General features: G+C 63.0%; 15 protein-coding genes. 10 read left to right on the top strand and 5 right to left on the bottom strand.

The annotated features are described in order from the left end of the window. Nucleotides 1-333: 333 nt before the first annotated feature. Nucleotides 334-1,623, bottom strand: coding sequence for a sodium:proton antiporter NhaD (nhaD, locus tag QD280_RS01930; protein ID WP_153635427.1), 1,290 nt, complete (start codon nt 1,621-1,623; stop codon nt 334-336). A 271-nt stretch (nt 1,624-1,894) separates the two neighbouring features. Here nhaD and QD280_RS01925 point away from each other — a divergent pair, with 271 nt between their 5' ends. From QD280_RS01925 to QD280_RS01905, 5 genes are all read left to right on the top strand, one after another. Beyond that, a complete protein-coding gene (locus QD280_RS01925; RefSeq protein WP_192837934.1) occupies nt 1,895-2,797 on the top strand; it encodes an acyltransferase in 903 nt (300 codons plus the stop codon). Continuing rightward, nucleotides 2,787-3,740, top strand: coding sequence for a LysM peptidoglycan-binding domain-containing protein (locus tag QD280_RS01920; protein ID WP_279838135.1), 954 nt, complete (start codon nt 2,787-2,789; stop codon nt 3,738-3,740). The genes QD280_RS01925 and QD280_RS01920 overlap by 11 nt, the downstream gene beginning before the upstream one ends. Nucleotides 3,741-3,976: 236 nt before the next feature. Next, nucleotides 3,977-5,134, top strand: coding sequence for a glycosyltransferase family 1 protein (locus QD280_RS01915; RefSeq protein ID WP_043335027.1), 1,158 nt, complete (start codon nt 3,977-3,979; stop codon nt 5,132-5,134). After that, nucleotides 5,106-5,657, top strand: a complete 552-nt coding sequence (locus QD280_RS01910; protein WP_043335024.1) for a phosphatase PAP2 family protein — start codon at nt 5,106-5,108, stop codon at nt 5,655-5,657. The genes QD280_RS01915 and QD280_RS01910 overlap by 29 nt, the downstream gene beginning before the upstream one ends. A gap of 85 nt (nt 5,658-5,742) precedes the next feature. Continuing rightward, nucleotides 5,743-6,552 carry an alpha-ketoglutarate-dependent dioxygenase AlkB gene (locus tag QD280_RS01905; protein WP_279838134.1) on the top strand — a complete coding sequence of 270 codons (810 nt, stop codon included), beginning with the start codon at nt 5,743-5,745 and terminating at the stop codon, nt 6,550-6,552. A gap of 151 nt (nt 6,553-6,703) precedes the next feature. Here the strand turns inward: QD280_RS01905 and QD280_RS01900 are convergent, their stop codons facing one another. Beyond that, nucleotides 6,704-7,600, bottom strand: a complete 897-nt coding sequence (locus tag QD280_RS01900; RefSeq protein WP_043334482.1) for a LysR family transcriptional regulator — start codon at nt 7,598-7,600, stop codon at nt 6,704-6,706. A gap of 357 nt (nt 7,601-7,957) precedes the next feature. Here QD280_RS01900 and QD280_RS01895 point away from each other — a divergent pair, with 357 nt between their 5' ends. The 3 genes from QD280_RS01895 (at nt 7,958) to QD280_RS01885 (ending at nt 10,292) form a co-directional block, all read left to right on the top strand. Beyond that, nucleotides 7,958-8,659, top strand: coding sequence for a CoA transferase subunit A (locus QD280_RS01895; protein ID WP_043334485.1), 702 nt, complete (start codon nt 7,958-7,960; stop codon nt 8,657-8,659). 127 nt (nt 8,660-8,786) lie between these two features. Beyond that, on the top strand, nt 8,787-9,449 hold the full coding sequence (locus tag QD280_RS01890; RefSeq protein ID WP_043334487.1) for a 3-oxoacid CoA-transferase subunit B: 663 nt from the start codon (nt 8,787-8,789) through the stop codon (nt 9,447-9,449). Between the two features lie 636 nt (nt 9,450-10,085). Then, nucleotides 10,086-10,292, top strand: a complete 207-nt coding sequence (locus QD280_RS01885; RefSeq protein WP_043334489.1) for a cold-shock protein — start codon at nt 10,086-10,088, stop codon at nt 10,290-10,292. Between the two features lie 265 nt (nt 10,293-10,557). On the opposite strand, the gene gcvT is transcribed toward QD280_RS01885, so the two are convergent. After that, the gene (gene gcvT / locus QD280_RS01880; RefSeq protein WP_279838386.1) at nt 10,558-11,673 is read right to left on the bottom strand and encodes a glycine cleavage system aminomethyltransferase GcvT; all 1,116 of its coding nucleotides are present in this window, start codon (nt 11,671-11,673) and stop codon (nt 10,558-10,560) included. A gap of 228 nt (nt 11,674-11,901) precedes the next feature. Then, on the bottom strand, nt 11,902-13,269 hold the full coding sequence (locus QD280_RS01875; RefSeq protein WP_043334493.1) for a sodium:alanine symporter family protein: 1,368 nt from the start codon (nt 13,267-13,269) through the stop codon (nt 11,902-11,904). A gap of 879 nt (nt 13,270-14,148) precedes the next feature. Between QD280_RS01875 and gcvH the strand changes: the two genes are divergently transcribed. Next, on the top strand, nt 14,149-14,541 hold the full coding sequence (gene gcvH / locus QD280_RS01870; RefSeq protein WP_043334495.1) for a glycine cleavage system protein GcvH: 393 nt from the start codon (nt 14,149-14,151) through the stop codon (nt 14,539-14,541). A gap of 311 nt (nt 14,542-14,852) precedes the next feature. Then, nucleotides 14,853-17,747: an aminomethyl-transferring glycine dehydrogenase gene (gene gcvP / locus QD280_RS01865; RefSeq protein ID WP_279838133.1), complete on the top strand. Its 2,895-nt coding sequence runs from the start codon at nt 14,853-14,855 to the stop codon at nt 17,745-17,747. A gap of 153 nt (nt 17,748-17,900) precedes the next feature. Here gcvP and QD280_RS01860 read toward each other — a convergent pair whose 3' ends face one another. After that, nucleotides 17,901-19,553 carry an ABC transporter substrate-binding protein gene (locus QD280_RS01860; RefSeq protein ID WP_279838385.1) on the bottom strand — a complete coding sequence of 551 codons (1,653 nt, stop codon included), beginning with the start codon at nt 19,551-19,553 and terminating at the stop codon, nt 17,901-17,903. Nucleotides 19,554-19,840 lie beyond the last annotated feature (287 nt).

Raw genomic sequence — 19,840 nt, 5'->3', positions numbered from 1 at the left:
CACCCTTCATGGCATCACCCCATGGTGTCATCACCGCACGACTCGCCGCTTTCCCCCGCCATGCCTGCGTCTTGTGTCTGAGCCTCTAAACCTAACGTCGCAGACAGGTTATCAACAGAAGCTGTGGAAAAAGCTGTGAAGAATCTCTGTACATCTAGGTATCGCCATCGAGATCAGGCGAGCGCAGACAGATTGATCAAAAAATGATCAGTCGACCGCAAACAGCGCCAATTCCCCTTCCGACCACGCATCTGGCAGTGCATCAGGCGGCCGCTGTGGCAGCGACTGCGGCAGCGGCTGTGGCCGTAGTGAACACCCCCATCAACTTCCACATCAGCTCAGAGACGACAGCGCCAATGTCACTGGCGTGTTCGTGATCTGCCCGCCCAGCCAGTATGCCCCCAGATAGCCCACGCTGTAGGCCAGCAACAACGCCGGGAAGAAGCGCAGATAACTCATGAAGCTCACCTCGCGCACCTTGGAAAGCGCGATCACCCCGGCGGCGGAGCCAATCACCAGCAGCGAGCCACCCACGCCTGCGGCATAGGTCAGCGCCAGCCACTCCGCATCGTTCATGCTGACATCCGCCTTGAGCACTGCGGCGGTCAGCGGCACGTTATCCACCAGCGCCGAAAGCAGCCCGACCAGATAATTGGCCTGCATCGCCGGCATCAGGGCATAGAGCTGTGCCAGGCCTTCCAGCAGACGAGCTTCCTTGAGCGCCCCGACCATCAGCAGGATGCCGAGGAAGAATAGCAATGTATCGAATTCGATAATACGAATGTAATCAAGTATGCGGCGCTCTTCGCTGTCGCTGCGCCGTTCGGCGACATGCCCAAGCAGGAACATCAACGACATCCCGAACAGGAAGGTCAGCAGCGGCGGCACGCCAAACAGCACATTGAGCCCGAGGGTCGACAGGATGGTGGCCAGAAACAGCCAGGCGACCAGACGATCAAGACGCCGGGTCTCGCGCGGCTCGCGCACCAGGTTCACCTCGCCTCCCAGCCCGGGCAGCAGTAGCGTCGCCAGCAGCATCACGCTGAGGAAGGACGGCAGCGCCAGCAGCATCAGCTCACTGATGCGCACCTTGCCCGCCAGGAAGATCATCAGCGTGGTCACGTCCCCGGTGATCAGCGCCACCCCGCCGGAGTTGACGGCGAATACCGCCAGCACCGCAAAGCGCAGCGTCTTCTTCGGCGCCAGGCCCAGCGACAGCACCAGGGTCAGCGAAACCAGCGTCGCGGTGATGTTGTCGGCCAGCGATGAAAAGGCGAAGGCAAAGAGCCCCGTCAGATACAGCAGGCCGCGCTCCCCGATGCGTTTCGGCAGCAGGCGGTAGATCAGATTGGCGATCAGCCCCTTGGCATTGAGAAAGGCCACGAAGGTCATCGCCGCCATCAGAAACAGCCACAAGGTGGCGATCTCGAGCAGGTTCTCGTTCAAGGCCTCGGGGACATCATCTACCGCCAGGGCCGCGGGGCCGAAGATGAATAGCAGCAACCAGCTGAAGGTGCCCAGCAACAAGGTCGTCTTGGCCTTGTTGAGATGGATCACATCCTCGATGGCAATCAACACGAAGGCGGCCAGCGCCAGCCCGATCAACAGTCCCTGCAACCACATGCCACTCTCACTCCCTGAGATATCGCCACGCAGCGGCGGCGATGATTGACGGTGCCCGGCGTGACTTCAACGTGAACCCTGCCACGACCTTTCCCTTGCACCGACCCGTCACACGACCGGCGATGCATCTCATCACAGCTGCGTGCGCCCCGCCATTCGACCTGAGGGGCGTTCGCTTCATGCAACGCAGGGTTGCCATCCCCTACGCAAGCGGGGTGGGCATCCACTCCTGGGTGAATTACGATGGCGCCACCTGATGAAGGAGTCATGCATGTCGAGTATCAGAGGTGTCATCAGCCTTGTCTTTCTGATCATCAATACCCTGTGCTGGGCGCTGCCACTGTATCTGCTGGCCGCACTCAAGCTGATCACGCCATCGCGCCGCCTGCAGTTGCACATGCTGGAGGGGCTCAACCGCCTCGCCATGGGCTGGATCGGCACCAACAACCTGTGGATTCGCCATGTGCTGCGCCCGCGCTGGGACATCCACGTGCCGCCATCGCTGCGCGATGGGTCTGCCCGACGTCGCTGGTGGCTGGTGATCGCCAATCATCGCAGCTGGACTGACATCTTCGTTCTCCAGTACGCCCTGCACCGTCGTACGCCGATGCCCAAGTTCTTCCTCAAGCAGGAGCTCATCTGGGTACCGGTGATCGGCCTTGCCTGGTGGGCGCTGGAGTTCCCGTTCATGCGCCGTTACAGCCAGCAGAAACTGGCCAGCAATCCGCGGCTCGCCGAGCGTGATCGCGAAGCGACGCGACGCATGTGCGAGCGCTCGCGCCAGGCGCCGATGGCGATCTTCAACTTCGTGGAAGGCACTCGCTTCACGCCCGCCAAGCACAGCCAGCAGCAAAGCCCTTTCCAGCACCTGCTCAAGCCGCGTGCCGGCGGCAGTGCCCAGGTGATCAACACGCTTGGCGATCGACTTTCCGGTATTCTGGATGCCACCCTCGACTACCGGCATGCCGATGCCAGTTTCTGGCAGTTCCTTTGCGGTCACGGGGGCGACATCACGCTCGTCATCACTCAGCGGCCGTTGGAGCCCTGGATGCTGGACGGCAACTATCATGCGGACGCCGCCTATCGCGAGCGCTTCCAGCAATGGCTCAATCAGGTCTGGAAGGACAAGGATGCCCGACTGTCACGTGCAGGGAATGACATTGATGAACACTGAATACGGCCTGAATGCCGCGGACTTCTCGGCACGAGCGCAGGCCGAACCTGACGTGAACCGTCCATTTCTGCAGCGGGCCGGCCTCGCGCTGCGCTGGCTGGCGCTGATCTGCCTCGGCCTGTGGCTGAGCGGCTGCGCGACCGGCAGCTACTCCGGCTCGCCGGCCGGCCAGTGGGTCACCATCCAGAAGGGCGATACCCTGGGGCAGATCGCACGCGATGCCGACATTCCCCTGCTGCGCCTCACGCGCTTCAATCCGGGCGTCAAGATTCGTGACCTCAAGGTCGGTCAGCGCATCCTGGTGCCCACCGCGCGTGAGCGAGCGCCCTCCGGCGGACCGTATCGCTATCAGCTTCGCCCCGGCGACACCTACTCCAAGGTCGGACGCTATTTCGGTGCCAGCCCGCAGCGCATTCAGGCTGCCAACCCCGGCAAGGACCCCAATGATCTCGATGTCGGCATGCTGATCTCGGTGCCGCTCAACGGTGGCCCGAGCCGCAGCGCCCCGGCCGCGCGCGCCAGCGGTGGCAGCCTGGTCGCCCGCCCGGACCCCGGCCCGCTGCAGAAGCCGGGCCAGTCATGGCGCTGGCCTGCCGCCGGCAGCGTGACGCGTGAATTCGGCACCAACGGCAATGGCCAGCTGGCGCCCATGCAGATTCGTACCGCCGCCAGCGGCATCGCCAGTGCACCGGCGCGGGGCGAAGTGCGCTTCGCCGACTCCATGCGCCAACTGGGCAACGTGGTCATCCTGCACCACTCCGGCAACCTGCAGAGCGTGCTGGCCCAGTGCGGCGAGATTCTGGTCAAGGTGGGTCAGCAGGTCACTCCGGGCACGCCGCTTTGTCGCGTCGCACGCGGCAACAACGGTCAGCATGAATTGCTGTTCGACGTGCGCCACGGCGGCAAGCCGATCGACCCGCGCGAGATTCTCGAGAAGCGCTGAACCAGCGTTGCTTCACGGCGCCAGCCCGACATGGCGCCACCTCCAATCCCCGCCAGATGACGACAGCGCCGGTGCCACGCCGGTGACTGTCGTCCTTGCTTGACGATTCATGAGACAACCCTCATACCTCTGAGTTGTGAGGGGTTGAGGGTGTGTCATCGCTTCGTCACCTGCTTGTTATGCCGCCGTCACTCCCTCTCTCGATAATGACCACAATAGTCATCTAGGGAGACGTCATGGAGCGCATTGCCTTCGTCAGTGAAACCTGGCATCCGGAGATCAATGGCGTGGCTCATACCTTGAGTCATCTGTGCGATCAACTCATCGCACGCGGCTGTGAGCTCCAACTCATTCGTCCCGCCACCCGAGATGGCAGCCTGGAGCCGCGTGTCCAGCAGGAACTTCAGGTACGCGGCTTCCGCCTGCCCGGATATGACACCGTGCAGGTCGGCGTGCCGGCGCCGCAGCGCCTGATGCGCATGTGGCGCGAGCATCGCCCCTCCGTCGTCTATATCGCCACCGAAGGCCCGCTGGGCATCAGCGCGCTGATGGTCGCACGCCGTCTGGGCCTGCCGGTGGTCGCGGGCTTTCATACCAATTTCGATCAATACAGCACCCACTACCGGCTCAAGGCGCTACGTCCGCTGGTGCGGCGCGGCCTGCGCCGCTTCCACAATGCCGCCAACATGACGCTGGTACCGACCCGCACCCAGGCTGACAGCCTGATGCAGCAAGGCTTCGAGCATGTGCAGGTGGTGGGACGCGGCCTGGATTGCGAGCGCTTCTCGCCCAGTCATCGCAGCGAAGCATTGCGCAAGTCATGGGGCGTCAGCTCACAGCAACCCGTCGCGCTGCACGTCGGGCGCCTGGCCGCCGAGAAGAACATCGAGCTGCTGATCCGCACCTATGAGGCCATGCTGGCCGTGCAACCGGACCTCGCCCTGGTGCTGGTCGGAGACGGCCCGCTGCGCGAGCGCCTGGAACAGCGCCTGCCCGAGGCGATCTTCGCCGGCTTCCAGACCGGTGAGGCGCTGGCCGCCCATTACGCCAGTGCCGACCTGTTCGTCTTCCCGTCACTGTCGGAGACCTTCGGCAATGTGGTGCTGGAAGCCATGGCCAGCGGACTGGCCGTGATCGCCTTCGATTACGCGGCGGCCGCCGAGGTGATCCGCGATGATCACCAGGGCCTGCTGGCGCCCTGCAGCCAGCCGGAGCGCTTCATCGAACAGGCGGTGGAGGCCTGCCAGCGGCCGGCCCGCATCGCCAGACTGGGACGTGCCGCCCGCGTGCGCGTCGAACCATTGGGCTGGAGCCGCATCGCCGAGGGCTTTCTGACCTGCCTGCGCCACGCCGAGGAGAAGCCCGATGCACGATCGCAGCCTTCCCGTCTTTGAGCGACTGGACCTTCTTGAGTGGCGCCTGTGCCGCCAGGTCGCACGCCTGGCGCTGTTCCGGCCGATACTCACCCTGTTTCGTATCGTCTCGCGCCTGGGCGACTGGCCGGTATGGGCGCTGCTGACGCTGAGCCTGCCGCTGCACCATGCCATGGGCGGCTGGCTGTTTCTGGAATTCGGCCTGGCAGCCGGTGCCGGGGCACTGCTCTACCGCGCGCTCAAGACGCGGCTGTGTCGGGAGCGCCCGTTCATCACCTTCAACACCATCAACTGCACCATGCCGCCGCTGGACCGCTACAGCTTTCCCAGCGGTCACACCCTGCATGCCGCCCTCTTCGCCAGCCTGACCGCTCAGCAGCTGCCGGAGCTTGCCATCCTCGTCACGCCACTGGCGCTTCTGATCGCGCTTTCCCGGGTGATCCTCGGTCTGCATTACGTCAGTGATGTGCTGGCCGGCGCGCTGCTGGGGCTGGGCCTTGCCGAAGTGGCCATCCTGACCTTCGAGGCGCTGCTGACGACCTGATGCTCGCGAGGCATGCGTCAGCCCGGGGTCGGCGCGAATCGAGAGCCACTTGCCCAACCTGACGCGGCTCTGGCACTCTCGCCGCATGACGACTCCTTCTACTGGCGATGATCTCTTCGCCGCCCTCTCGACCTCTGATTCGACGTCCGCGGCTGATGGAGCTGCGCGCCATACGGCGGTGGATGGCTCGGTCCTGGCAGCTCGCCCGCGCGAGCTGCCCGAGGACTGGCTCACCCTCGCGCACGGCTGGTACCGCCACCCCCTGCATCCGCTGTATCTCAAGCCGCGCGCCCTGACGCCACTGCAGGCCGATCAGGCCCTCGTCACGCTGGAGGGCGATCTCGACTGGCAGCGCCCCAGCCTGAGCGTGCATGGCAAGACGCACCCGATTCCACGCCGTCAGGTGTGGATGGGCGATGTCGGCGCCCGCTATCGCTACTCCGGCAGTCTGTTCGAACCCAACCCCTGGCACATGACCGCCTGGCAACTGGGCGAGCTGTCGCGTCATGCCATCAATCACGAGCTCAGCCCGCAACGCGATGACCTGGGACGCAACGAGCCCGTGATCCCGGAGCATTTCAACAGCCTGCTGGCCAATCGCTACGCCGATGGCGCCGACCGCATGGGCTGGCACAGCGACAACGAGCCGGAGCTGGGCACTCGCCCGATCGTGCTCGCCATCTCGCTGGGACGAGAGCGCCCCCTGCGCTTCAAGGGCCATCCGCGCAGCCCCTATGCCGACACGCCGGCGTTCAATCTGTGGCTGCCGCACGGCTCGCTGCTGGTGATGGGTCGTGGCTGTCAGGACCGCCTCCATCATGCGCTGCCGCCGCGCAAGCTGGAGGGACTGCGCATCAGCCTGACCTATCGTCAGCTGCTGACGCCCTCGCGCTGAGGTCGTCTTTCTTGTTGCTCTCTGCTCTCTGCTCTCTCTCTACTTTTTCTCTTCTCGCTCTCCTCTCGCCCTCTTCCTGCTCACTTCCTGCTCTAACGCCTGCTTTATTGTCCCTTTTTGTTGTCCCCTCCAGCGTCACTGCACCCCGGGGTCAATCCGCCGACGGGTAGCGCGCGCGCAGGGTCTCCAGCATCGCCTGTACCGCCACCGACAGCTCATGACGGCCGCGACGGATCACCCCGACCCGCTGCTGAATCTCGGGGCCTGTCAGTGGCAGACACTGACAACCCAGCGCACTCATCTGCGCCGCGCTCATCGCCGGCACCGCGCTGACGCCCAGACCTTCCGCCACCATGCGCCCGCAGGTGACCAGCTGGTGGGTCTCGAAGGCGACATGCAGCGCCATGCCCGCATCCTCGAGGCGTTTCTCGAGCATGCGACGCACCCCCGAGGGCCGCTGCAGCGTGATGAAGTCTTCCTTGAGCAGCCGTGACCACTCGATGGAGGTCGGCGCCTCTGCCAGCAAGGCGTGGCCGGGGGGAATGATCGCCACATAGCGGTCCTCGAACAGCAGCTCGAACACCAGGTCCTGGCGCACGCCGGGGTCGAAGCAGATCCCCAGCTCGACGCGACCATCGGTAACCCGCTCGACCACCTCTTCGGCGATGACGTCATTCACTTCGATGGTGATCTCCGGATATTGGCGGCGAAAATCGGCCAGTACCCCGGGCAGAAGATTGCCGGCGAAGGTCGGCATCGCAGCCAGAGCCACGCGGCCGCGCCCGAGGCTGAAGCGCTGGCGCATCTCATCCTCGGCATGCTCCCAGTCCGACAGCAGGCGCCTGGCCAGCGGGAAGAAGGCGCGCCCCTCCGGCGTCAGGCTGACCTGTCGGGTCGAGCGCTGAAACAGGCGCCCGCCCAGCGACTCCTCCAGATTCTTGACCGCCAACGACAGGGCCGGCTGCGAGAGATGTACCAGCGTGCCCGCCTCGGCGAAGGACAGCGTGCGCGCCACGGCCACGAAGGCCTTCAGCTGTTTGAGAGTCATGTCGTGTCCTGTCCCGGGGGTGTTTCAAGAGATGTCACAAGAGGTGATGTGGCGCAGTTCGTCATCTGTCGCTCGCAGGGCATCTAGGCCATTGGTCATAGATGACAGCCACGAAGCTCTCACATGACTGACCACTCAGCTCAGGCCGTTCCGCCCCGCTACCGCGTCAGCCCCGCCAGCATGGGGTTTGGCGGACTTTTTCCTCGCGAAAAGGCGCGATAAACAGCAGATCAATTCTTATTAAAAACTGATCAATGGATAGAAAAAACAAACTTATTAAATATATACAGACTCAGGATTGTCGGCAATGATGAAGACATCCCGACAACAACAGCTTGGATACTCAAGGAGATTCGCATGGCAGGATTCAACAAGGTGGTGACCAGCTACGCGGAGGCCATGGCAGGCCTCGAAGATGGCATGACGGTAATCGCCGGTGGCTTCGGCCTGTGTGGTATCCCGGAGAACCTGATTGCAGAGATCAAGCGCCTCGGCGCCAAGGACCTCACCGTGGTATCCAACAACTGCGGCGTCGATGGCTTCGGGCTCGGCATCCTGCTGGAAGACCGTCAGATCAAGACCATGATCGCCTCCTACGTCGGCGAGAATGCGCTGTTCGAGAAGCAGCTGCTCGACGGCGATCTGGAAGTCATCCTCACCCCCCAGGGCACGCTGGCCGAGAAGATGCGTGCTGCCGGCGCCGGTATCCCCGCCTTCTTCACCGCCACCGGTTACGGCACACCGATCGGCGAGGGCAAGGAAGTGCGCGAGTTCGATGGCCGCCCCTACATCCTGGAAGAGTCCATCAAGGGCGACTTCGCCATCGTCAAGGCCTGGAAGGCGGACCGCTACGGCAACGTCGTCTACCGCCATACCGCGCGCAACTTCAACCCGCTGGCCGCCACCGCCGGCAAGATCACCGTGGTCGAAGTCGAAGAGCTGGTCGAGCCGGGGGAACTGGACCCCGCCGACATCCACACGCCCGGCATCTATGTGGATCGCGTCATCAAGGGCAACTTCGAGAAGCGCATCGAGAAACGCACCGTCCGCTCGCGTTGAGCCCAGGGCTCCGCCGGCATGAATCGCCGCCATCAGGGCGACAGGCCCCACGGCGAACTTTCTCGACCGCCTTCACGACACGGCACAGTGCCTCATGGCTGATGGCACCCAAGACAAGGAAACAATCATGGCTTTGACACGCGAACAGATGGCCCAGCGAGTGGCTCAGGAAATCCAGGACGGCTCCTACGTCAATCTGGGAATCGGCATCCCGACACTGGTGGCCAACTATATCCCCGACGGTATCGAGGTGATGCTGCAGTCCGAAAATGGCCTGCTCGGCATGGGCCGCTACCCCTATGAAGACGAAGTCGACGCCGACATGATCAATGCCGGCAAGGAAACCGTGACCGCCATCGATGGCGCCGCCATCTTCGATTCGGCCGAATCCTTCGCCATGATCCGTGGCGGCCACGTCGACCTCACGGTGCTCGGCGCCTTCGAGGTGGACGTGAACGGCAACATCGCCAGCTGGATGATCCCCAACAAGCTGGTCAAGGGCATGGGCGGCGCCATGGACCTGGTCGCCGGTGCCGAGAACATCATCTGCACCATGACCCACGCCTCCAAGCACGGCGAATCCAAGCTGCTCAGCCAGTGCGAACTGCCGCTGACCGGTGCCGGCTGCATCCGTCGCGTGCTGACGGACCTCGCCTTCCTCGAGATCAAGGATGGTGCCTTCCACCTGCTGGAGCGCGCGCCAGGCGTGAGCGTCGAGGAAATCGAGCGTCTGACCGCAGGCAAGCTGGTCGTCCCGGAACACGTGCCGGAAATGCAGCTGGATGCCTGAGGCACCTTCTGCCCCCGGGCACTGGCCACCCTCGCGCCGCTTTTGACCATCGAGCCACTTTTGACTCATGAAACAATTGCGCTCGAGGGTGGCAAAACACGGCCCCGGCATCCCACGGATTTTTGCCGACTCTTTTGAGGAAAATCTCTCATGATGTGATGGGCGCATCACATCCTCTCTCCGAGAGCCTTGATGGCTTCGACGCCATCCGCCGGCAGCGCTGCCATCGCTGCCGGCTTTTTTGTGTCCATCGCCCGCCATACGGGGCTTTGCGCCATTCAAACCTCTATACAAGCAAAGCCGCACTATGGTCTTTTTCCTACAGGCGTCATCGCTCACGCCAAGATAACGGGATAAAAAACAAGCGGGCTCCCTGCCCTCGGTGTGGCGAAATTCTCAGCACTATTGGCATGGCTTTGCGGGCGAATTCTGCGCACGATTATTAGGCAAAAGGATAAGTTTTTGATATTTCATTTGACCTTGCCGCCCGAGCAGCGCAGTATTGCTCTCGTTGGTTAGCAAGTCGAATATCGTCAGTCGTGATCGAAGCACTTCGGTACCTGGTGTATATCCTCCTTGTTTTACCCACGTTTATCGGGTAACTCCCGGCAATATCATCAGTAAGGAATTACGATCATGGCAACTGGCACAGTCAAGTGGTTCAACGACACCAAAGGTTTCGGCTTCATTTCTCCGGACGACAACGGTGACGACCTGTTCGCACACTTCTCCGAAATCCAGGCTGAAGGCTTCAAGTCTCTGCAAGACGGTCAGAAGGTCTCCTTCGACGTCACCCAGGGCAAGAAAGGCCTCCAGGCCGCTAACATCAAGCTGATCGACTAAGCTTTGATTTTAGCTGGAAGAGGCTAACCCCTCCTCCGACAGAAAAGCCCGCTTCGGCGGGCTTTTCTGCGTCTGGCGTTCGCGCAGGCCGCGGGGTATCTCATCCCTCCGCATGCCCGAGTGCCAGACATGAAAAAAGGGACTGCCTGGGCAGTCCCTTTTTCGTTTCTCTTCCTTTTCGCATCTCTTCAAGGCGCTGCTACCCGCGACGGGTCGTCACGCCTCGCAGCGAGCGCCAACTGTGGCTCAGCTGGCCACGGCGCGCTTACCCCCGATAGTAGCGCTGCTCGACGAACGGCATCTTCGTCACCGTCATCGGCAGGCGCTTGCCACGCACATCGGCAAACACTTCGGTCTCGAGTGCGCTGTGAGCGATGCCCACGTAGCCCATCGCCACCGGCTTGCCATAGGTCGGCCCGAAGCTGCCGGAGGTCACCACACCGATACGGTTGTCCTGGGCATCATAGAGCTCAGCCCCTTCGCGGATAGGCGCACGCCCGTGGGCGACCAGCCCCACCCGCTTGCGGGTGTGATCCTTGTTGGCGATCTGGGTCAGGATGACATCGGCCCCCGGGAAGCCGCCTTCACGCTCACCGCCCTGACGACGCACCTTGCCCAACGCCCAGATCAGACTGCCTTCCACCGGCGAGGTGGTGGTATCGAGATCGTGACCGTACAGGCACAGCCCCGCCTCGAGACGCAGCGAGTCCCGCGCGCCAAGACCGATGAACTCCACCTCCTCCATCGCCAGCAACAGACGCGCGAAGCGCTCTGCATCGGCATCGGGCACGGAGATCTCGAAGCCATCCTCGCCGGTATAGCCACTGCGGCTGACCCAATACTCGATGCCCTCGATGGTGACGTGGGCATGATGCATGAAGGTCAGCTCGCAGGCCTCGGGCGACAGACGCTGCATCACCGCGTGAGCCATCGGCCCCTGTAGTGCGAGCAGCGCCCGATCATCCAGCACCTCAAGCTCGATATCCATCGGCAGGCCTACCCGCAGATGCGCTATGTCCTGATCCTTGCAGGCAGCGTTCACCACCACGTAGAGGTGATCACCGCCATTGACGATCATCAGGTCATCCAGGATACCGCCGGTGTCGGAGGTCAGCAGGCCATAGCGCTGCATGCCCACCGGCAGGTCGATGATATCCGTCGGCACCAGGGCCTCCAGCGCCGCCTGCACATTCTCGCCACGCAGGATCAACTGCCCCATGTGCGAGACATCGAACAGCCCTGCCTTGGCGCGCGTGTGTTCATGCTCCTTCTTGACGCCAAGCGGGTACTGCACGGGCATAGAATAGCCGGCGAACTCGACCATCCTGGCCCCCTGCTCGACATGCAGGTCATGAAGGGCGGTCTGCTTGAGACCCGTCACTGTGGCGGAATCGGACATCGTCATTCTCCAGGTTGGCTTGCGATGACTCTCAGAGATGGCGCCCGAACGGCACACGCTCTCTGGAGGCTTGTTGTCATGGGCACTGCTCTCAAGGGCACTGCCGACTTGAACAGGGCGCCCTGCGCCTGCACCGCCCAGGTCAGGCGACCCGGGCGATGCAGAAGGCAGTCAGTGGCACGGTAGGGCCAGGCGAGTCATCAGCGTCGTTCAGCGATCTTCGCCAGCCAGCACTTCCTTGCCATCAAAATAATCACGCGTCAGCTTGAAGACCACCGGCGACAGCAGCGCCAGACCGATCAGGTTCGGAATCGCCATCAGCGCATTGAAGGTGTCAGCCATGAGCCAGATCAGGTCGAGCTTGGCCATCGCGCCCAGCGGAATCGCGATCACGAACACGATGCGATACAGCATGATGGCACGCGTGCCGAACAGGTACTGGAAGCACTTCTCACCATAGAAGGACCAGCCAAGGATGGTGGTGAAGGCGAAGACCGCCAGCGCGATGGCCACGAGGTGGTTGCCCACGCCCGGCAGCGCCTGATCGAAGGACATCGAGGTCAGGGCCGCGCCGGTTTCCCCGGAAGACCACAGGCCGGAAGTGATGATTGCCAGCGCCGTGATGGTGCAGATGATGATGGTGTCGATGAAAGTTCCCAGCATCGCGACCAGACCCTGACGAACCGGGTTCTTGGTCTGCGCCGCCGCGTGGGCGATGGGCGCACTGCCCAGGCCCGCTTCATTGGAGAAGATACCGCGCGCCACACCGAAACGGATGGCGGCCATCACCGCTGCCCCGGCAAAGCCGCCGGTAGCCGCGACCGGATTGAAGGCATAGGTGAAGATGAGACCGAAGGCATGGCCGATCTGGTCGGCGTTGATCACCAGGATGATGATGCCGGCCAGGAAGTAGGCGATGGCCATGAACGGCACCAGCTTGCCGGCCACGCTGGAGATACGCTTGATGCCACCGAGAATCACGGCACCGGCCAGCACCATCATCACCACGCCGGAGACCCAGTGCGGGATGGCGAAGGACGTTTCCAGCGCATCCGCGACCGAGTTGGACTGCACGGTGTTGCCGATGCCGAAGGCCGCGAAGCAACCGAAGAAGGCGAAGGCACCGCCCAGCCAGCCCCACTTGGCGCCCAGACCGTTGCGGATGTAATACATCGGGCCACCGACATGGTTGCCGGTGTCATCGACTTCACGATAACGCACGGCACACACGGCCTCGGCGTACTTGGTCGCCATGCCGACCAGCGCGGTGATCCACATCCAGAAGATCGCCCCCGGGCCACCCAGCGCGATGGCGGTTGCCACGCCCGCGATGTTGCCGGTGCCGATGGTCGCCGACAGCGACGTCATCAGGGCATTGAAAGGAGAAATCTCGCCGTCGCCATCCTTGCCCGGCGCACGACCATTCCACAACAGCTTGAAGCCGGTACCCAACTTGCGAAGCGGCATGCCCTTGAGGCCTGCCTGAAGATAGAAGCCGACCCCGAGCAACAGGATCAGCATCAATGGGCCCCAGACGACGCCATTGATGGCACTAAAGACGGAACTGATCATTTCCACGCAGATTTCCTCCGCTGAATTGTTGTTATCACACGATGCGCAGTGACTCGTGGCGGTGCCATCCCCAGGCGGGTGATCGACCCGCGACGAGCCTCCCACGGCATTTTCACCGTTGGGACAGCTCACATTAGCGGAAGCTATCTCACTTCACTAGCCCAACAGGGCTTTACGCTGGCAGGTGAGGCAATCATTGCGTAAAAAGTACGATGAGACTGCGCTAACTCGCATGTTTCATCGCCTCATCGTGTCTTCTGGCAGCAGATCCTGCGCCGGGTGATCTCGAGACTGGCGAAAAAAGGCTCACAACAAACCGAGCCGAATGACGAGCTAGATGCAGAGCCGCATGCCCGACGCGGTCACGCTCAGGTAAAGACTCTCTCAGTGCCACCAGCGCTCTCATGCGCTCTCATCAGGTTCGCTCTGCTTGAACGCATCAGGCATTGACAGCCGGGTCTTCACGACACAACATGGAAACAAGTTTCCGATAAGAAACTGTCGGCACCATAACGCGAGTTTGAGCGCCTCGCAACAGTGACTCGGACATCCTCGGCCACTGGCGCGACCGATCTCCCGCACTGCTGCGCTGCACTCAACCTCTCACGAGGTGTCACGGCGCACTGGAAAGGCGCCGGGCGGCCTGGCCAGCGATGCGCAGCCACGGGCCAGACAAGCCCGTGATGGCGGGCTTCATGAGTGAACCACGCAAGACACTGGACGCCCGAAGAGTGACAGACCACGATAGAGGTACGGCCGTCAGCAACACACGCCCAAAGTCGTAGCATCACGCGGCAGTCTGCCACTGCCACACGCCGGGACCTTGGGGCATAATGACGTACCGATTCCCTGAATCAGAAAATCTTTTCACATAGGAAAACACTCATGAGCAATATTCCCGCCACGCTGAAGTACACCGAGAGTCACGAGTGGGTTCAGGACAACGGTGATGGCACCGTGACCATCGGGATCACCGACCACGCCCAGGAAGCGCTGGGCGATGTCGTCTTCGTCGAACTGCCGGAAGTCGGCCGTGAGCTGGCGCTGGAAGAAGAGTTCGGGGTCATCGAGTCCGTCAAGGCGGCCTCTGATCTGTACGCGCCGCTGGCCGGTGAAGTCATCGCCGTCAACGAGAGCCTCGAAGACGCGCCGGAATCCGTCAACGAAAGCCCCTATGACGATGCCTGGATCCTGAAGATGAAGGTCGCTGACAGCGCCGAACTCGACAAGCTGCTCGACGCTGATGCCTATTCTCAACTGGTCGAAAGCGAAGCCTGATCGCCGTCAACCTCCTGTCCATGCCGCAGACGCTCAGGGCAGGAGGTTTCAGCGCCTTTCCGCGCTCGCATAAAGTCGCACTCGCGCACAGCCACCTTCGTGACTGCGCCACCCCGTTTCGACGGCACGATACCCCTGACGCGACTGCCCTTGCAGGTCGCGCGGGGAGTGAAGCAACTGCAGCATGCTCGGCAGTGATGTCGATGCCCCCATGATTCCCGACGCCCTGCCCGCCGCTTCCTCGCTGGCACGGTGATGTTCCTCCCGCGGACTGCCCTCTGCAGTCCCCGTTGCAGCACAGGATTTCTTGCATGGCTCACGAGACGCTTACCCTGGCCCAGCTGGCCGGACACGACGATTTCATCTCCCGCCACAATGGGCCGACCGATGCCAATGTGACGCGCATGTTGGCGACGCTGGGCGAAGAGAGCATCGCCACGCTCATCGACCGCACGGTGCCCACCGCCATTCGTCTGGGCCGTGAGCTGGATCTCGAAGGGCCACGCACGGAATCCGAAGCACTGGACTACCTGAAGCGCCTCGCGCGTCAGAACAAGGTGTTCAAGACCTATATCGGCCAGGGTTACCACAACACCCACCTGCCGGCGGTCATCCAGCGCAACGTGCTGGAAAATCCGGGCTGGTACACCGCCTATACGCCCTATCAGCCGGAAATCGCCCAGGGCCGTCTCGAAGGGCTGCTCAACTTCCAGCAGGCGGTAATGGACCTGACCGGCATGGAGCTGGCCAACGCCAGCCTGCTGGACGAAGCCACCGCCGCTGCCGAGGCCATGGCGCTGTGTCAGCGCGGCAACAAGAAGAGCAAGAGCAAGCGCTTCTTCATCGCCGATGACGTGCTGCCGCAGACCCTGGACGTCATGCGCACCCGCGCCGACTACTTCGGCTTCGAGCTGATCATCGATACCGCCGAGAACGTCGGCGAGCACGACATCTTCGGCGCCCTCTTCCAGTACCCGGGCAACACCGGCCAGGTGCGCGACCTCGCGCCGCTGCTGGACGCCGCGCGCGCCAATGGCGCGATGAGCGTGGTGGCCGCCGACCTGCTGAGCCTGGTGCTGCTCAAGTCGCCGGGCAGCCTCGGCGCCGATATCGTCGTCGGTACCTCCCAGCGCTTCGGCGTGCCGATGGGCTTCGGCGGCCCGCACGCGGCCTTCTTCGCCACCACCGACAAGCTCAAGCGCTCCATCCCGGGCCGCATCATCGGCGTCTCCAAGGACTCGCGCGGCAACCCGGCACTGCGCATGGCGATGCAGACCCGCGAGCAGCACATCCGCCGCGAGAAGGCGACCTCCAACATCTGTACCGCCCAGGCGCTGCTGGCCAACATCGCCGGCTTCTACGCCGTCTATCACGGTGCCGAGGGCCTCAAGCGCATCGCCACCCGCGTGCATCGCCTGACCAGCATTCTCGCCGAGGGCGTCAGCCGTTGCGGCATGGCACTGGCCCACGACAGCTGGTTCGACGCCATCACCGTGACCGGCGTGGATGAGGGCAAGATCCACGGTCGCGAGCTGACCCACGAGATCAACCTGCGCCACCACGGCGACGGCCGCATCACCATCAACCTCGACGAGACCACCACCGCCGCTGACGTCGGCGTGCTGTTCGACGTGCTGCTCGGCGAGGAGCACGGCCTGTCCGTCGCCGCGCTGGACCAGGACCTGCTGGCCAAGGGCGCAAGCGCGATTCCGGCGGCCTGCCAGCGTGACAGCGACTTCCTGACCCACCCGACCTTCAGCCGCTACCACTCGGAAACCGAGATGCTGCGCTATCTGAAGCGTCTGGAGAACAAGGACCTGTCGCTGACCCACGCGATGATCCCGCTGGGCAGCTGCACCATGAAGCTGAACGCCACCACCGAGATGATCCCGGTGACCTGGCCCGAATTCGCCAACGTCCACCCCTTCGCACCGTCAGATCAGGTGGTCGGCTACAAGCAGATGATCGATGAGCTGTCCGCCTTCCTGGTCGAGATCACCGGCTACGACGCCATCTCCATGCAGCCGAATTCCGGCGCGCAGGGGGAATACGCGGGGCTGGTCGCGATCCGTCGCTATCAGGCCTCCATCGGCGAAGGCGCGCGTGACATCTGCCTGATCCCCAGCTCCGCCCACGGCACCAACCCGGCCTCCGCCGCGATGGCCGCCATGAAGGTGGTGGTGGTCGAGTGTGACGCCAACGGCAACATCGACATCGCCGACCTGCGCGCCAAGGCTGAACAGCACAGCGACAAGCTGTCCGCGATCATGATCACCTACCCGTCCACCCACGGCGTGTTCGAGGAAACCGTGCGCGAGGCCTGTCAGGTCGTTCATGATCACGGCGGCCAGGTCTACATCGACGGTGCCAACATGAACGCCCAGGTCGGCATCTGCCGCCCGGGGGACTTCGGCGGCGATGTCTCGCACCTCAACCTGCACAAGACTTTCTGCATTCCCCACGGTGGCGGCGGCCCGGGCATGGGCCCGATCGGCATCAAGGCCCACCTGGCGCCGTTCGTCTCCAACCACGTGGTCACCCCGCTGGAAGGCGTGAAGCCGGAGTGCACCGCCGTCTCGGCCGCCGCCTTCGGTTCCGCGGCGATCCTGCCGATCTCCTGGGCCTACATCAAGATGATGGGCGCGCAGGGGCTGCGTGAAGCCACCGAGCTTGCGATCCTCAACGCCAACTACATCGCCACGCGTCTCGATGGGCACTATCCGGTGCTCTATCGCGGCAAGAACGGCACCGTGGCGCATGAGTGCATCATCGATATCCGGCCGCTGAAGGCCGCTTCCGGCATCAGCGAGGAAGACATCGCCAAGCGCCTGATCGACTACGGCTTCCACGCGCCGACCATGTCGTTCCCGGTGGCGGGCACCCTGATGGTCGAGCCCACCGAGTCCGAGTCGCTCTACGAGATCGACCGTTTCTGTGAAGCGATGATCGCGATTCGCGCCGAGATCACCCGTGTCGAGCAAGGCGAGTGGACACTGGAAGACAACCCGCTGGTACACGCGCCGCACACCCAGGCCGACCTGATGGACGCCGAGTGGACGCGCAGCTACTCCCGCGAGATCGGCGCCTTCCCCAGCGAGCACGTCAAGGCCGCCAAGCAGTGGCCGGCGGTCAACCGGGTCGACAACGTGCACGGCGATCGTCAGTTGATCTGCTCCTGCCCAAGCATCGATCTCTACCGTGATTGAGAGCCGTGACTGAGCAGCCGTGAGGCAGTGATGAAACGCTGTCGCTGATTGCTCTGGCACAAAAACGCCCCTGCCGGGAAACCGGCAGGGGCGTTGTCGTTGCTGCTGTCTTTCAGGAAACTGCTCGAAGGCGCAGTGTCGCGCCAGCCAAACTTACTCCTTCCAGCTCTTGAGCAGTTCGTCGTAGGCGATGGTCTCGCCCTTGGGCTTCTCGTTTTCCAGCTTGGCCTTCGGCGCACCCGGCTGGGCGAACCAGTACTCCGCATCACGCTCCTCGTTGAGCTTCGGCCCACAGTTGTCCATCACCTTGGCGCGCTCGAGACGCTCGAGAATGCGGTCCTGCGCCTTGGCCAGGCCATCGAGGGCTTCCTGCGGCGTGGCTTCGCCACTGGCGGCCTGGGAGATGTACTGCCACCACAGCTGGGCGAGCTTGGGGTAATCCGGCACGTTGGTGCCGGTCGGCGACCACTGCACCCGCGCCGGGCTGCGATAGAACTCGACCAGACCACCCAGCTTCGGCGCGGCATCGGTCATCGCCTGGGACTGGATATCCGACTCGCGGATCGGCGTCAGCCCTTCCAGGGTCTTCTTGAGCGAGACGGTCTTGGCGGTGACGAACTGCGCGTACAGCCAGGCCGCGTGACGATTCTTCTCCGGGGTGGAATCGAAGAAGGTCCAGGCGCCCACGTCCTGATAGCCAAGCTTCATGCCCTCTTCCCAGTACGGGCCATGCGGCGACGGCGCCATGCGCCACTTCGGAGTGCCATCGTCGTTGACCACCGGCAGGCCATCCCGCGTCATGTCGGCGGTGAAGGCGGTGTACCAGAAGATCTGCTGGGCGATGTTGCCCTGGGACGGCACCGGGCCGGACTCGGAGAAGGTCATGCCCTGGGCTTCCGGCGGTGCGTACTTGCCCAGCCAATCGACATACTTGGTGGTGGCATAGACGGCCGCCGGGCCGTTGGCCGCGCCGCCACGCGTCACCGAGGAGCCCACCGGCTGACATTCCTCGACACGAATGCCCCACTCATCCACCGGCAGGCCGTTGGGCAGACCCTTGTCGCCGGCACCCGCCATCGAGAACCAGGCATCGGTGAAGCGCCAGCCGAGTGACGGGTCCTTCTTGCCGTAATCCATGTGGCCGTAGACCCGCTCACCGTCGATTTCCTTGACGTCATTGGTGAAGAAGTCAGCGATGTCCTCATAGGCCGACCAGTTGACCGGCACCCCCAGCTCGTAGCCGTACTTGTCCTTGAACTGCTTCTTCAAATCTTCGCGTTCGAACCAGTCGGCACGGAACCAGTAGAGGTTGGCGAACTGCTGGTCCGGCAGCTGATAGAGCTTGTCATCCGGGCCGGTAGTGAAATCCAGTCCGATGAAGTCGTCCAGATCCAGCGTCGGCGAGGTGAAGGCCTTGCCGTCGCCTTCCATCATGTCGCTGATCGGCACGACCTTGCCATAGCGGAAGTGCGTGCCGATCAGGTCGGAGTCGTTGACGTAGCCATCGTAGATATTGCGCCCGGACTGCATCTGGGTCTGCAGTTTCTCGATGACGTCGCCTTCCTGAATCAAGTCGTGGGTCAGCTTGATGCCGGTGATCTCGCTGAAGGCCTTGGCCAGCACCTTGGACTCGTATTCATGGGTGGTCAGGGTTTCCGAGGCCACCTTGATTTCCATGCCGCGCAGCGGTTCAGCGGCCTTGATGAACCATTCGAGCTCGGACATCTGCTCGTCCTTGCTCAGCGTGGAGGGTGAGAACTCCTGATCGATCCACTTCCTTGCCGCATCCTGATACTGATCGGCCATGGCCTGGCTGGAAAGGCCGGCAAGCCCCGCCGCCGTGGCGAAGGCGATGGCGTAACGCAGGCGTGCGGGTCGAATGATGTGCTGACTCATGGGATGTCCCTTCATTGGCGTTATTGTTGTGTCGCGTCTTCCAACAACCACTTCCGTCAATCACGTGTCGCGCGGCGCGATTCGCCGCCTTGCTTGCTGTCGGTGCTGCTCGTCCTCCTGCCGTTCCGATCGGCTGTCGTTAGCTGCTGCTCTGTTGTCCTTGTTGCTCTGATTTCTCTGATGCACTGACGCCCTGA

The sequence above is a fragment of the Cobetia sp. 1AS1 genome, assembly GCF_029846435.1.
In the GTDB taxonomy this organism is placed as follows: domain Bacteria; phylum Pseudomonadota; class Gammaproteobacteria; order Pseudomonadales; family Halomonadaceae; genus Cobetia; species Cobetia amphilecti.
The sequence above is the reverse complement of the archived record's forward strand: the minus strand, read 5'-3'. Positions and strand labels throughout refer to the sequence as shown.

Coding starts and splice junctions, on each gene's coding strand:
- nhaD (WP_153635427.1), bottom strand. CDS start 1,623: ATGTGGTTGCAGGGACTGTTGATCGGGCTGGCGCTGGCCGCCTTCGTG.
- QD280_RS01925 (WP_192837934.1), top strand. CDS start 1,895: ATGTCGAGTATCAGAGGTGTCATCAGCCTTGTCTTTCTGATCATCAAT.
- QD280_RS01920 (WP_279838135.1), top strand. CDS start 2,787: ATGAACACTGAATACGGCCTGAATGCCGCGGACTTCTCGGCACGAGCG.
- QD280_RS01915 (WP_043335027.1), top strand. CDS start 3,977: ATGGAGCGCATTGCCTTCGTCAGTGAAACCTGGCATCCGGAGATCAAT.
- QD280_RS01910 (WP_043335024.1), top strand. CDS start 5,106: ATGCACGATCGCAGCCTTCCCGTCTTTGAGCGACTGGACCTTCTTGAG.
- QD280_RS01905 (WP_279838134.1), top strand. CDS start 5,743: ATGACGACTCCTTCTACTGGCGATGATCTCTTCGCCGCCCTCTCGACC.
- QD280_RS01900 (WP_043334482.1), bottom strand. CDS start 7,600: ATGACTCTCAAACAGCTGAAGGCCTTCGTGGCCGTGGCGCGCACGCTG.
- QD280_RS01895 (WP_043334485.1), top strand. CDS start 7,958: ATGGCAGGATTCAACAAGGTGGTGACCAGCTACGCGGAGGCCATGGCA.
- QD280_RS01890 (WP_043334487.1), top strand. CDS start 8,787: ATGGCTTTGACACGCGAACAGATGGCCCAGCGAGTGGCTCAGGAAATC.
- QD280_RS01885 (WP_043334489.1), top strand. CDS start 10,086: ATGGCAACTGGCACAGTCAAGTGGTTCAACGACACCAAAGGTTTCGGC.
- gcvH (WP_043334495.1), top strand. CDS start 14,149: ATGAGCAATATTCCCGCCACGCTGAAGTACACCGAGAGTCACGAGTGG.
- gcvP (WP_279838133.1), top strand. CDS start 14,853: ATGGCTCACGAGACGCTTACCCTGGCCCAGCTGGCCGGACACGACGAT.
- QD280_RS01860 (WP_279838385.1), bottom strand. CDS start 19,553: ATGGCCGATCAGTATCAGGATGCGGCAAGGAAGTGGATCGATCAGGAG.